General features: G+C 48.5%; 8 protein-coding genes. 2 read left to right on the top strand and 6 right to left on the bottom strand.

The features are described 5' to 3' along the window. Positions 1-15: 15 nt before the first annotated feature. Entirely contained in the window at positions 16-768 is a 753-nt protein-coding gene (locus NYE45_RS05765; protein WP_340015988.1) for an MBL fold metallo-hydrolase, read from the top strand. 507 nt (positions 769-1,275) lie between these two features. Here the strand turns inward: NYE45_RS05765 and NYE45_RS05760 are convergent. Continuing rightward, positions 1,276-2,781: an alpha-N-arabinofuranosidase gene (locus NYE45_RS05760; RefSeq protein ID WP_340015987.1), complete on the bottom strand. Its 1,506-nt coding sequence runs from the start codon at positions 2,779-2,781 to the stop codon at positions 1,276-1,278. Positions 2,782-2,959: 178 nt separating this feature from the next. Here NYE45_RS05760 and NYE45_RS05755 point away from each other — a divergent pair, with 178 nt between their 5' ends. Further along, positions 2,960-3,868: an ArsR family transcriptional regulator gene (locus NYE45_RS05755; protein ID WP_340015986.1), complete on the top strand. Its 909-nt coding sequence runs from the start codon at positions 2,960-2,962 to the stop codon at positions 3,866-3,868. Between the two features lie 127 nt (positions 3,869-3,995). Here the strand turns inward: NYE45_RS05755 and NYE45_RS05750 are convergent, their stop codons facing one another. From NYE45_RS05750 to NYE45_RS05730, 5 genes are all read right to left on the bottom strand, one after another. Continuing rightward, on the bottom strand, positions 3,996-4,790 hold the full coding sequence (locus NYE45_RS05750) for an SH3 domain-containing C40 family peptidase (protein WP_340015985.1): 795 nt from the start codon (positions 4,788-4,790) through the stop codon (positions 3,996-3,998). A 336-nt stretch (positions 4,791-5,126) separates the two neighbouring features. Beyond that, the gene (locus tag NYE45_RS05745; RefSeq protein WP_340015984.1) at positions 5,127-6,326 is read right to left on the bottom strand and encodes a glycosyl hydrolase family 28-related protein; all 1,200 of its coding nucleotides are present in this window, start codon (positions 6,324-6,326) and stop codon (positions 5,127-5,129) included. A 176-nt stretch (positions 6,327-6,502) separates the two neighbouring features. Next, on the bottom strand, positions 6,503-9,778 hold the full coding sequence (locus NYE45_RS05740) for a glycoside hydrolase family 48 protein (protein ID WP_340015983.1): 3,276 nt from the start codon (positions 9,776-9,778) through the stop codon (positions 6,503-6,505). Between the two features lie 94 nt (positions 9,779-9,872). Next, a complete protein-coding gene (locus NYE45_RS05735; protein ID WP_340017314.1) occupies positions 9,873-12,866 on the bottom strand; it encodes a glycoside hydrolase family 9 protein in 2,994 nt (997 codons plus the stop codon). A 342-nt stretch (positions 12,867-13,208) separates the two neighbouring features. Then, on the bottom strand, positions 13,209-14,927 hold the full coding sequence (locus tag NYE45_RS05730; RefSeq protein WP_340015982.1) for a methyl-accepting chemotaxis protein: 1,719 nt from the start codon (positions 14,925-14,927) through the stop codon (positions 13,209-13,211). Positions 14,928-14,957 lie beyond the last annotated feature (30 nt).

Here is a 14,957-nt window from a genome sequence, read left to right as displayed (position 1 = left end):
AGGAGTGCAAATATAATGAAAATTCAATTGATTCGCCATGCTACACTCTGGCTTGAATACGGAGGGCTGAACATCCTCGTTGATCCCATGTTGATGGACGCTGATGTCATGCCTGCATTTCCAAACACACCGAATGAGTTACGTAATCCAAGCATCGGTCTGCCTGAAACCGAAACGGACTATCTGAATCCGGATCTGTTGATTGTCACACACACCCATCTGGACCACTGGGATGAAGCAGCGGCGAAGCAACTCCGTAAAGACATTCCTTTGATCTGCCAGCCTGGGGACGAGAACGTATTTCTGGAGGCTGGATTCACGGATGTAACGGCTGTAGATGAAAAGCATGAGCATCACTCTGTCCGATTTGCCCGTACATCGGGACAGCACGGCACAGGTGAAATCGGCAAACGTATGGGCAACGTATCCGGTTTTGTACTTGAAGCAGATGGAGAACCTGTCACCTATATTGCGGGGGATACCATCTGGTGTGAAGAACCTGCTGAGGCCATCCGCCAATATTCGCCTGAAGTCATTGTCGTGAATGCCGGAGGTGCGCGCTTCGTGGAGGGTGATCCCATTACGATGGACGGGCCTGACGTTGTCGCCGTGAAGCGCCATGCGCCGTCTGCTCATATCATCGCTGTACACATGGATGCAATTAACCATTGTGTGGTGTCTCGCACGGATCTCGCTACTTCTCTGGCTTCCGAGCAGTTGGATGGTCAGGTGCTCATTCCACGCAACGGCGAGAGTTTTGAATTTTAATTTTTAATGCGGAAGCAAAGCGGAAGAGAAATAACCTTTCACACAGGTGGGTTGATTGTAACGAACTCAGCACACGCTATTAGTCTGTTTTGGGATACTCTAATATTCTAACGAATCCTAGACACCTTATTTCCGCTCTGGGCTTGCTTTTCCCGCGATTCATCCGTCTTTTTGCCAGAATAACGTGTCTCCGATTCGTTAAATTTCTACTATAACGATAATCGGCACAATAAGGTGTCCTAGATTCGTTAGCGAGTATGCACGAGGACTGTGTACTGTATTTTCAATACACGCCGTTACCTTACTTACATGCTACCTTGTCTACCACATCATCACTCATGTCCCCTACTCCTTCCCTTATCCTATAAAATACAACGAAAAAGCTGGATGCGATGAACTCGCACCCAGCTTTTTTGATTGAAGGAACACACTGATCTGCTGGCTTCCCTCTCGGGCATCATGCCTGCCATTGCGCTCCCACGTATCCCATCCCTTTTTCCTAATCCCTTACTGCACTTTCAAACGAATCACGTTCCATGATGCTTTTGCCAAGCTCGCCGAAATCAGAGTATCGGATACAACTGCACCTCCACGATTATGAGGAGCGACGCGGTTCGGTTGTGCGGCTGTATTCGTTGCTTTGAGATCATCACTTTCCAGCACGATATGCTCGATTACGGTACACTTCCCGAAGCTCCGCAGGTCCACTTCGAGCGGAAGGGATTCTTCCAGATGACGGTTGACTGCGAATACGGTCACTTCACCTTGCTCTTCGTTATGAACCGCAATAGCTTCCAGATAAGGAACATCTGTGATTTGTTTGGTATCGTATTTTGGAGACTGGATCAATGGCACCAATGCTGTTCCACGTCCGAAGAGGGACGTATGCATGAATGGATAGAAGATCGTCTGTCTCCACGAGCCACCGCCCGTATCTGTCATGATTGGTGCAATTACGTTAACCAGTTGTGCCAAACATGCCATTTTAACCCGATCCGCATGTTTCAGCATGCTGATAAGCATACAGCCGACAAGCAGTGCATCCTCGTGGTTGTAGATATCTTCCAGCTGTGGTGGAGCAATCTGCCACGGGTCCATCTTCGAATCATTTTCATTGGAGTGATACCATACATTCCACTCGTCAAAGGACAGATACATCGTCTTCTTGCTACGCTTCTTCGCTTTGATGTAATCACAGGTCGCCTTCACGGTGTCGATAAAACGATCCATTTCAAGCGAGCGTGCCAGGAAGGTTGGCGTATCCTGCTCCTGGTTGCCGTAGTACTGATGCAGAGACAGATACTCCACGTGATCATACGTATGATCCAGCACCGTTGCTTCCCATTCCGGGAACGATGGCATATTCAGGTTCGAACTTCCGCAGGCTACCAGCTCAATCGTCGGGTCCGTCCACTTCATGACTTTTGCCGCTTCAACAGCTAACCGTCCATACTCATCTGCCGTTTTGTGACCAATCTGCCACGGACCATCCATCTCGTTGCCCAGACACCATGTTTTGATCGCATGAGGCTGCTTGTATCCATGCTTGATACGAAGATCACTATAGTACGAACCTTCCGGATGGTTGCTGTATTCCACAATGTTACGCGCTGCATCCGTACCACGTGTTCCCAGATTGACCGCCATCATCACTTCAGAATTGGCCTGTTTCGCCCAATCCACGAATTCGTTGAAGCCAAATTCATTGGTCTCAATCGTTCTCCAGGCCAGTTCCAATCTGCGTTTGCGTTCAGACACCGGTCCAACCGAATCTTCCCAATTGTAACCGGATACAAAATTACCCCCAGGATAACGTACAATCGGTACTTGCAGCTCCTTAACCATCTCCAGCACATCCGTGCGAAAACCCTGTTCGTTCGCAGATGCGTGTCCAGGCTCATATATTCCACCGTACACGGCACGTCCGAGATGCTCAATGAATGAACCGTATAAACGCTTATCAACTACTCCAATTGTAAAATCTTTGTCTACCGTCATTTTTGCTTTTTCCATAATGAATTTCAACTCCCTAAGATTAATATAAAAATTAATTGATATTCTATGGATCAACGTTCATATTTATATTAAAATCGATTATAGCGTTAATTTCAACAGGAATTTTGCAAAATATTATTCTTTTCACTGAATTTATGTTTAACTTAATTCTATACACAAAAATGGAGGAACACTTGTGATTAGAGCAAATACTGATGCCGAATGGCTACCCCTATATGAAGCACTTGCCAGTGAGGTCCGTCTACAGATCATCCGCCTTGTTGCAGAGACACCCATGAATGTGAAAGACCTCGCTGCTTCACTCGGTTTGAGTAGTGCTATCGTAACCATGCATGTCCGCAAACTTCAGGATGTGGGCATTATTCAGTCCAAAATGATACGCAAAGACGGCGGCACACATAAAATGAACAGCCTTGCTGTAGACTGGATTGGCATCTCGATGCCTCAGGAAACCGGCACATCCCGCAAGCTCCATGAGGTTTCTGTACCTGTGGGGCACTACACTCATTTTGACGTCTATCCCACATGTGGTCTGGCTACATCCACTCAGGTTATTGGACAGTACGATGACCCTCGCTATTTCCTCGACCCCGAGCGGATGCACGCCCATATTCTATGGTTTGGCCGTGGATTCGTGGAGTACAAAATTCCAAACTATATCTTATCCGGACAACAGATCAATGCCATTGAATTATCACTCGAAATAGGGTCAGAAGCCCCTTCAGTTAATCCGAATTGGCCCTCGGATATTACCTTTATGCTCAATGGCATCCGATTGGGAGAATGGACAAGCCCCGGAGATTCAGGCAACGGACGCGGCATGTTCACCCCGGAATGGTGGAGTGACAGTGTCAATCAATACGGCATGCTCAAGGTGCTGCGAATTACGAATGAAGGTACGTTTATCGATGGACAGCACTTGTCCGAGATCACACTTTCAGATATTCCGGTAGAACGAAACCAATGGACCTTGCGTCTTTCGGTGGAGGAAGATGCCCAGCATGTGGGCGGTCTGACCTTGTATGGTGAGGGATTCGGTAACTACAACCAGGATATCCTGTTCCGACTGTACTATCAGGATTGAGTTGATCGGAATAATAAATAACGCAAAAACACCTACCACTCGCCCGTCAAAGGCACAATGGAAGGTGTTTTGTATTCATAATTCATATGAACATTCGCGGAATAACGAAGAGGGTACGTGTACTAACCTACAGTGCACTACCACCGAACAGGAAGCGATACTCCCAATGTTTGCCGGAGATATCACTAGTCGTTACACCACCGCCAGCGTTGGAATATGTGTGTAATACTTTTCCGTCGCCCAGGTAAATCCCTGTGTGCGTAATGGTTGCAGTAGATTTATTCACGCCCGAATACGATGATGCAGAACTGCCTTTATAAGACATAAAATACATCAGATCGCCGCGTTTCAGGTTTTTCCAGTTGGTCTGAACCGTACCCTTTTCTTTTACATAGGCTCCCTGTTTGCGGGAATCCGCTGGAAGCTTGATGCCAAGCGCATCGATAAAGGCCTGGCGTACAAAGCTGGAACAGTCAAAAGTAGCTGTGCTGCTACGACTAGCTCCGAATTCATACGGTGTACCCCAATATTTCATCCCAGCCGCAATCACTTTCTCCACAGCCGCATTGCCAGTAACCGATGTACCACTATCTGAACCTGAGCCGCTTGTGCTGCCACTAACAGCTTGTGTGTATTTGGATGAAGAAGATATGTAGCCTGTCCGGTTAGCAGAATCCTTAATCTTGTACCAATCCGAACCGGATTGCTGAAGCACCGTTACCGTTTCCCCTTTAGCGACCATGCGAACAATCTTCGCAGAAGAAGTAGGTGATGTGCGTAGGTTTACGCCCCAGATTACTTTTACTTGTGAATTGTCAACAGCAGCTGCCGATACCTGTGCCGTTAGTGCTCCTGTCGTCAGACTTCCCATCAGCATCGTTGCTGTGACACTTGCCGTAATAATGGTTTTCTTCCAGTTCATGATGTCGAGTTCCCCCTGATGTTACAGAATTTTAACCTGGCTTGGTTCTCCCGGGCTTGCCCCATTGTAAACGGGCTATCCATAACGTTCATCAGTCGAAAGTCCTGTATTGATATAGGCACACTTGAGCACTAAGTATCAGGGTCTGTCCTTCATCTGCTGGTAAAAAACACTGCCGATTCCTTCTTTTACAAAGGTTAAATTATTGTAACTATTTGATATGCTTCATTTTTCTGCGGTATAAGCGCTAGGTCGATTCTCATCCAGGACATGCGTCATAAGAACTAGTTTTTAATGTTTAAAATCGCAAATATGGTAAACATTACTATGGTTCATTTACCGATTACGGTTCCCCGTGTTCACATTTTTGCTTCCACCCTCGATACTGATCGATTTGCCAGCAGTGTCGGTCACATTATTTCGGATCTCATTGTTGCTCGATGCAGTGGTACGTATGCCAATCCCGGAAAACCCAGCGTTCGTCGTCATCTCGTTACCAATGAGCTTGTTGTTGTTGGCATTAGCCAGTCGAATGATTGCATCAGGTTTCAATGCAGCATTTCTTTGGAAGATGGTATTGCTGGTGAATGTATTGTTGTTCGATTCAACCAGAATAGCTTGCAAGGATGCATTAACAATCGTGTTTTCGTATACCTGGTTGCCTGTCGCACCCGTTAGTACAAAGATTCCACGCGGATAATTCTCAATCACATTGTTATTAATCGTGTTGTTGGCACCTTCATTGGGAATGCGAATACCTGCGTATCCATCCGTTTGATGGGTTTTATTAATAATCTGATTCCCGGATACCGTTGTGAAGGTTGCACGTGACAGATTGATGCCACTGCCCCCGCCTGAGTTGGTAATTTGGTTATTCATAATTCTGACATTCGTGAACTCACCTGCCGGATAACTCTCGTGTCCTGTCGCAATGGCATGTCCATTGTTCCGGTCAAAACGGCTATTGATAATCTCTGAATCCTTCGTTCTGCGAAGCAGTGCACCAATCGTTGTATCCCGAATCTCCATGCGGTCCAGTGTGAGATGAGATACAGCCATATCCATAATGATGCCACCTACCTGACTCTCACCACGGGCCTCGCGATTCGTACGATCTGCATCGATCGTGATATCCGATAATTTGATGTTGAGGCGTGGATCATTGTTGCGCAGAATGGGGTTACCAATCACATATTGGCCTGCCGATCCGGTTTTCTTAAATATCGTTTGCCCTATTCCGTCACCGGACAGACTTACTCCTGCATATAGACGAATGGATTCGTCTACCAAATATGTTCCTTTTGGAAAATGAACCGTCCCCTCTACGCCCCGGTCATAGAAATACTTCAATGCATTTTGAATTTCCTTCGTTTGTGAAGATTTGGAGTTGACCTTCACGCCTAAGTCCGTGGCCTTAATGACGTTACCCGCTGCTTCGGCGACGTGGATCCCCCCTGTGAAATCCTGAAGAACAAACGTAATAACAATGGCAAGCAACAAGCTAATTCGAACCTTTTTCCCAAAAACATTAAACATACTCCACCTTCCTCTCATTTAAAATAGTTGAATTACTTACATATTTACCCTTTATATTCTTCGGTCAAGATCGTTCAAATTTGAAGAATTTTCATAAAAAAAGAAAAAGCCAGGGATTTCTCCCCGGCTTAACCTGTATCGTTCATATCATTCCTAGGACTGGTCGAACAGTTCGTTTAAGGTTCAATTCCCCATACCTTGGCGCCATCCTGATACGCTGTCACTTTCGTCCAGGCACTGAAGGCCGTTTTGGTGGAATCGAAGGAATAATCATTCGTTTGATCAAAATTCGTCCAGTTGTTTTTCGAAAAACGTCCCTGGATAACTCCGGTCTCGGCACCCGCAGCCAAGCTGCCAGCACCCGGTTTGAAACCAATCTCCAGATACGTATCTGCCGTGCCCTTGGCCGGATCTACGGAAACAAAAAGCCCTTCCACGTTACCGCTGCCAATCTGTGCATAATCACACCAGAAACTCAGATCAGCGGCACTGTCCTTCGTGAAATAATACCGGACCTTCACTTTGCTCAAGTCCACAGCAGTTGTACCCGTGTTCTTCACATTGAACTGTGGAGTAATCGCATTGCCCGAAGTTCCTGAACTACCATTACGGTATTGTACTTCAAGCGTTCCCGTTGTAACTGGCGGTGCCAATGGTGTCAACACCAATACATTCGAATTCGTCTGACCACTCGTATTGATGGCAACGACTCTGTAATTGTAAGCTGTACCATTCACCGCTGTAGCATCGGTATACGTCAGTGCGGTCAACCCTGTCGCCAGATCAGCATATGCTCCGCTGCCTACCGAACGTTGTACCTTATAACTTGCTGCTCCAGTCGATGCTGTCCATGTCAGTACCGCCTGGGCATTTCCAGCCGTTCCAGTAAGGTTGAATACGCCTGGCACAACAACACCTGCCAGCGGTGTTGCAGATGCCTGTGTTGACGGTGTGGACTCACCTACAGCATTCACCGCAGTAATCACATAATAATAAGTTGTGCCGTTGGTCAAGCCTGTGTCCGTGAATGTTGATCCTGTGACCCCTGTCGCTACAGGCGTATAAGGACCACCGTTCACTTCTGCACGTTTCACAGTATACGAGGCTGCACCAGCAGCTGCATTCCAATTCAGAACCACTTGCTCGCTTCCTCCAGTTGCTGTTACGCCAGCAGGAGCAGCGGGTACTTCCACTTCCGGACTGTCAGCATCTCCGAGGAGACGATCATACTCGCCGTATGCTGTAGCCATGTCCACCTGTGACCAGAAACGGTGATACGTAAAGGTCGGTGCGCCATTTTCCCATGTTTTCGTTGTCGGATTATACGACGTTTTGTACAGATTATCCAGGTAAGCCCATGCCGGATCTTGCTTGATGGCTGGACGCAGATCGGAGTATCCAATGTATACGCCGTTGCCGCCTTTTGCCGGATCGGAAGGTACACCTGCTGTACCTGGAATCGTATTGCCCTGACCGAACGTTCCTGACCAGTTCGCAGGAATGTAGATCTCTTTTGCGAAGAAGCGGAAGTAGTCTTTACGCACTTCTTCCGTTACAATCCCCACGCCATCATTGTAATCCCACGCCGTATCCAGCAGTGTCTCAGCCAGATCCTTCGCTTCCTGACCTTTGGCACTGAGCGTTCCATTCTCTGCCTGGGTTCCTGCGGCAAAGAAGGTCAGCGCCTTAATGTAACTTCCCAGTACCCCTGTGTCCTGTGCAGGATCTTTGGTGACCACACGGAAGTTCGGATTTTCCGTGAAGGAACTGAAGCCATTCCATTTATCCGGTTGACCTTGCCACTCCTGACTGCCTGGAATCCAGAACTCTCCTGGGGCTGGAGTTGTCGCTACCTGTGCATTCAGACCACCAAGAATCCTCCCTCCTGCTGCGTTCAGATAATACCCTTGCGCATCCGTCACTGGACGCTCATCCACAAATACATAATCCTTGGACCAGTCGATCCACTTGGTTATGACTTTTTTGGCCATCTGGAAGTTCTCGGAACTTAGATCCCCGCTCTCGGCAAGAATGTAATACATCTCGGCTACACGTTCCAGCGACCATGCCTGGAATCCAAACCATGTGTTCGAATCCGGGTCACGATACACAGGAGCCTCCTGATAAGCCATGTCATAGAATGTGCTCACCCCAGCCGGATAGGCTTTGTATGAACCGTCCAGACTGTTCGTTGCGCCCCCGCCGATCGCTCCTTCATGGGATTGCAACCATGTGTAGAACTCCAACTGACGCTTCAAGGATGCATTCCAGTCTGCCTTGGCTGTAGCTGATTTTGGAATCAGGCCACCTGCCGGATCAGACAAGGCATATGCCGCGACCGGATTCTGATAGGCCTGATGCGTATGACTCGCACCAATCCGCCAAGCCCAATCCCCACCTTGACCCAAGCCACCGCCCCATGACGTATACCAGGCCATGAGATACATGTTGGAATCCTTACCTGTACCCGGGGTTGGTGCACCATTCTTCGCACTGCCGATCTTCTGGAAGTACTTGTCGTGCATACCATATCGCAGATAGTCACCCATCTTCTTGGCCTTATCCAGATACGCCGTATTGGTGTATCCCATCTCCTTCGCCCAGTACAACACCTGTACTGCACGTGCATCGGCATCGGTTGCATTTGTATAACGCCACTGCGCTGATGGTGCTTGCGTTTCTTTCGTGAACAGGCTCATGAATCCTTCGTTCGGCTTCCCAAATGTTTTATTATCCTGAGACGGATGTGGAATGGCTTCCCACACGGACTCCTGCTCTCCACGCTGGAACGTATTCACATAAGCAGCCGTATGGGATGGATTCAACAGGTTTCCATATCCGTACCAATTATCTACGTCCAGCAACCAGTGCATCAGATAGGTCTGATTGTTCCCGTAAGCTGCTTTGAACTCCGCATCTAGCGGGTCCTTTCCTGCCGCATATTGTCCATTAATCGCCGATGGATATTGATCCGGGAAGGGTTTTTCCGCTGCATACGTTGCAGGGCTATTCGGATTGTAATAACTCATGGTAGGCTGTTCTTCCTTGCCATCACCTTCATTGACCGGAATAATGTATTTTTCCATGCTATCCCATGCCGCTTCCAGTTTGGTCCAATCCCCTGTATAGTGACCATACATCGTTTCCAACCATAGCCAGTAACTGTACGCCTCTGATGTCGTCATGTGCCCATGATCCGGTGCCTCGCTGAGCAGCGTTTCAATGGAGTGATACGGAATTCCCTCTGGAGAAAAATATCCGTTCGCCGGATCTTTCAACTGATCATACAATTGCAAAAACCGGGCTTCATTAATGCTGTCTGACTGAATCTCGATGACCTGATCGGCGGCATGTGCCGTTTGTGGCCCTGCCCAGAGTCCGGTGTATCCGGTCAACATGACGGTTCCCGCCAGCATGGCTGTTAAACTTTTTTTCGCAGCTGATTTCAACATGAATATATACCTCCCTGGAATAGTGGAAATTAAATATAAACGCTGTTGCTGTTGGTCTGCCCATCCTGTTCTTCGGCTTCTGATTGTGCGCCAGTTACGGCTCCAAGCCCCATACTTTGGTGCTTCCCTGATACCCGGTTACCTTGTTCCAAGCGGTAAAGGCCGTCTTGGTGGCGTCATGGGAATAGTCATTACTTTGATCAAAATTGCTCCAATTATTTTTGGAAAAGCGTGCCTGGATCACGCCGGTCTCTGCTCCAGCGGCCAAACTGCCCGCTCCGGACTTGAAGCTGATCTCCAGATACGTGTCTGCTGTACCCTTTGCCGGATTCACTGCGACGAATGTGCCTTCGATATTGGCCGTGCCCATCTGGGCATAATCACACCAGAAGGTCATACTCTCCGTCCCATCCTTGGTGAAATAATATCGGATCTTCACAGTACTGAGATCAATCGCCTGTGTGCCGGTATTTTTCACATTGAACTGCGGGGTTACTGCATTGCTCGAATTCCCGGACCCTCCGCTGCGGTACTGCACTTCGAGTGTACCGGTCGTCACCGGAGGTGCAGAAGGCGTCAGTGCCAGGACATTGGACAACGTCTGTCCGTTCGCATTCACTGCTGCAATCCGGTAATTGTACGTGGTGCCATTCACGGCTGTCGTATCGGTATAAGTGAGTGCGGACAATCCAGTTGCCACATCCGCATATGTCCCGCCTGCTACCGAACGTTGCACCTTATAGCTAATAGCGCCCGAGGCTGCTGTCCAGGTCAGGATCGACTGCGCATTACCAGCTGTCCCACTTAAAGTCAGTGCTCCCGGCACCATCGTTGCTGCTTGCGGTGTAACCGACACCTGTATAGAATTCGAAGATTCCCCTGCTGAATTCACAGCGGTTACCACATAATAATAAGCCTTCCCGTTCGTCAGTCCCGTGTTCGTATAGGTCAATCCATTAACACCCGTCGCGACAGATGTATACGGTCCTCCACTCACCTCGGAACGCTTCACCGTGTATGATTCGGCCCCGGGTGCAGCGGTCCAGGTCAAGCTAACCTGATTGCTGCCCGCCACAGCCTGCACGCCAGCAGGTGCACCTGGAACCGTGATTGGTAAAACGCCTGGCTCCTGTCCATACACCTTCACCCCTGCATCATAGACTGGAAGGTATACGCTCTTCACAGGATTGCCAGTAGTCAACGTCTGGAACGAATGATCATTGCTTGCATTCCATGCGCCCTGTGGGCCTGTAATGCGGAACTGCACTTCTTTACGATAATTTCCTTCCCCGCCCGGATAGATCTTCGTATTACCGAAGTTCGCCGTAATGGCATAGATGTGCTGGGCTGCATTGACCACAACCGGTTGGGATACCGTCGCCCCCTCCGTATAGGATGTTGTAACTTGCACATCCGAGACGGTACGTCCGGCAGCATACACCTCGCTCAGATCAAGGAAATACTTAAAGGACAGTTGATCTCCCATGCGGGCAGGCCAAGCGGACCGATTATTAAGCTGTGCCCTGATTTCCGTATAATTGGAACCAGATGATTTAACAGCAGCCTCTACAAAGAACTCATCCCCCTTCACCTCAGGTGCAGGGAAGTTCGCAAGGGGCTGATGATTCTGACCAAATAACAGATTCATTTTAGCCAGCGCACCAGTGAATCCAGCGTTATAATCCGTTGCGACCTCATTGCTCACATAATCCCCGATATCATCGGTGTACCCATCCGATGCATCCGGGCCACCGACCATGGCACCATACAGAATATGGCGGTGATTCGCCGGGACATCCTCATTGTTCAGCCACGAACCGTGAGCGGTCCGGTGATGCGGATGCTGGGGTGCATTCTGCCCGTATCCGACCACATAACTACTCTGACGTGGATTATCGCCAAGAATGTAGTTCATTTGTGAAACGGCGAAATCCTGATATCTGGATTTCTTCACAGGATCACCGACCCAGTCGGAATAGACAAACGAGATAAAGGATGCATTCGCTGCATACCGGAGCGAGCCCCACTGATCCAGCCACGCCAGACCTCCCGGTGTGTATCTGACTCTCTGTCCATTGGTCCCGACAGACCAATAATCCAGGTTACGCTCGGTAGATTGAATAAAGCTTGCAGCTTCCGGCATGTTCAGACTGGACGTAATACGAGCCAGCAAAATTTGGGCACCGTAGTTTTTGTTGTCCCAGCCTTGTGTCCAGGTATATGGCCAATTGGCAGCACCTCCACTGGAAGACCACTGATTGGTTGCCGCAATCGCCTTGGACAAGTAAGCGCTATCATTAGTAGCTAAATAAAGCCATGCTCCACCCCATGCCAGCTCATCATAATATCCAGACCATGAGTTATAGAACGATTGTGCATCGGTAATACAATCGGAGTATTTCCCCCGGTAAGTATCTGCAAAGTGATACAGCTCCTTCGCATGTTGAAGCAGCTTCGCTGCATACACAGGATCATCACCGGCAAATACAATCGATGCCGCTGCCAGTGATGCCGCTGTTTCTCCCGCCAGGTCACTGCCCGGACAGGAAGCATCAATCTTAAAGGCAGGCCGGTTCATCTGCATCACTTCAGCAGGGCCCCACCAGGCGTGATCCGTATTCCCGGCTCCGACTTGTCCCCATAATTCATTTGGTTTCGTATGCGCTTTCATAAAATAGTCTGTAGCCCACTTGATATTTTCCTTGATCTCCTCCAGTTGCCCTGCCTGCTCATATCCTTCGCGGTATTCCACGACGGACCAGGCCAGCATGGTAGCAGAATACGCCATTGGTAATCCGAATTTCACATGATCTCCGGCATCATACCATCCCCCGGTCAGATCAACGCCTACATCAGCCCCATCCTGCATACCTGAATTGCCACGCCATTCGACCCGATTGTTCGCTGGTAATGGACCTGAACGCTGCGCCTCATAGAAATAGATGGCCTTTTGCAGTGCTTCAGCATAGTTCTGGTTTCCGGCGGCCGCATCCGCCTTACGAATTCCTGTACCCATCGATAAACTCCCTGCCAGTAGTCCTGCCGATAACGCAATCATAGCGACTCGTCTCCACCAGCTCCCCTTCATGTTCAACTATTCATCTCCTCTTCTTGAATGTTCCGTATGCATTACGCTGAACTGCGAATGGTATCCGCTCCTCCCCATGGTGTAACTCCGTGTAACTTCCACCATTAATTACCATTATAGTCGTTTGATTAACTTGCAATATAAGCGTTGGTGACTTCTAAAATAACATTGTTGTGACCTGCTCGGCATCATGCGACAAAAAAAGCTGCTTCTCTGACGCATATGCGCGTCAGAGAAACAACTTCTTATCGTTGCTGTAACCAGCACCACAAACCAAATGGCATTTCTGACCATCCAATCTGTGCATTCCCACACATCACATGTGTCAGAATATCTCAGTGGTTACACTTTGAATTTGTTAATTTGCTCCTGCAGTTCTTCAGCCATCTTGGATAATGAACCTGCGGATGATGCAATCTCTTCCATCGAAGCCAGCTGCTGCTGGGTTGCCGCAGATACATTATGCACCCCGCCTGCTGCTTCTCCAGCAATATTAGAGATCTGACTCACATATCCTACAACCTCAGTCGTACTCGCCGACATTTCTTCTGAACCTGCAGATACTTCCTGAATCTCGCCCGCTACTTTGTTGACCGCATCCGAGATCTGCTCGAACGCTTGTCCTGCCGCAGTAACCATCTCGATTCCAGCTTCCGTCTCACTGCTGTTCACTTTGACAGCCTGAACAGCATGATCTGTATCTTTCTGAATTAATTGAACAAGATCCGTAATTCTTTGCGCAGATGTGGAAGATTCCTCAGCCAGCTTCCGTACTTCTCCCGCAACGACCGCGAAACCACGCCCATGCTCTCCTGCTCGTGCGGCTTCAATGGCTGCATTCAGTGCAAGCAGATTGGTCTGCCGGGCAATGTTGTTAATTACCTCGGTAATGGTTCCAATCTCTGCTGAACGTTCCCCCAGCCCTGTTACCAGCTCTGTCAGCGAAGCAATGGAGTTGCGAACAGAACCCATCTGTTCAACCGCTTGTTGAATGATCATATTACCTTCGGAAGATTGGTTTGCCGCATCCACAGCAGATACCGATACACTTTGAGCAAGCTCGGCAATCTGTTCCGATCCGAGAGCCATCTCATTCATTGCTTGTGAAGAACGCTTCACGATATCCACCTGATCCGACGTACCTACCGCGAGTTCTTCTACCGTTTCAGAGATCTGTTCCGAAGCCTGGGTATTCTGCTCTGCACTTGCAAGAAGCTCTTCTGATGAAGCAGCTACCTGTTCAGAAGTGAGGGATACCGATTCGATCATTGAGCGAAGATTGCCACTCATGGTATTGAAGGAAGTCGCCAGCGTTCCCAATTCGTCTCTGTTCTTGAGCACAATCGTCTCACCCGTCAGATCACCATTGGCGATCGCCATGGCTGCTGTGTTCATCTTTTTGATTGGACGTGAGATGATGCTTGCAATGAAGAATGCAATAAATACTGCGACCAGGAATGCAACAATGGTCACTGCCAAAATCACGTTAAATGCATTCTCGGCCAACACAACTGATTCATTCGTTGCCGCTTCCGATCCTTCATTGCTCAAGTTAATTAACTGGGCAAGTGTGTCGTTTGCTGTGTACCACATTGGGTAGGCCTCGGTATGAAGTCTGCTGGCTCCCTCATAATCATTGTTCACACCCAATTCGATGAATGCAGGCATTTTTTCCAGATAGGCGTCATAATTCGCCGCGAAGTTCTCATTATATAGCTTAAGTGCTGCTTCATTGTCTCCAATGTATGTAAGCAACTGTTTGCGCTCATCCTCGATCTTGGTGAGGAGAAGCTGTAACGCTTCATTCATCTTGGTTGTTTCGTCTTCGTCCTGTTCAACGATAATTGCCAGCGCCAACCGCTCTACATCGGAGACATCACCATTCATCATCCCAAGCAGGCTTACACTCGGCATCCAGGTTTGATCCACTTCATTCGCCTTGCTCGACATATTATGGATCTGGACTAACGCATAGACGCTTACAAAAACCAGCATAGCTACAACTATCAGAAAACCAGTCAGTAACTTGCCTCGAATCGTTAACTTAAATTTCCCCAACATGTTCCCCACTCCTCAAAATAATACATATTA

Source organism: Paenibacillus sp. FSL K6-1318 (assembly GCF_037976905.1).
In the GTDB taxonomy this organism is placed as follows: domain Bacteria; phylum Bacillota; class Bacilli; order Paenibacillales; family Paenibacillaceae; genus Paenibacillus; species Paenibacillus amylolyticus_A.
This window is presented reverse-complemented; position numbering and strand designations above follow the sequence as displayed.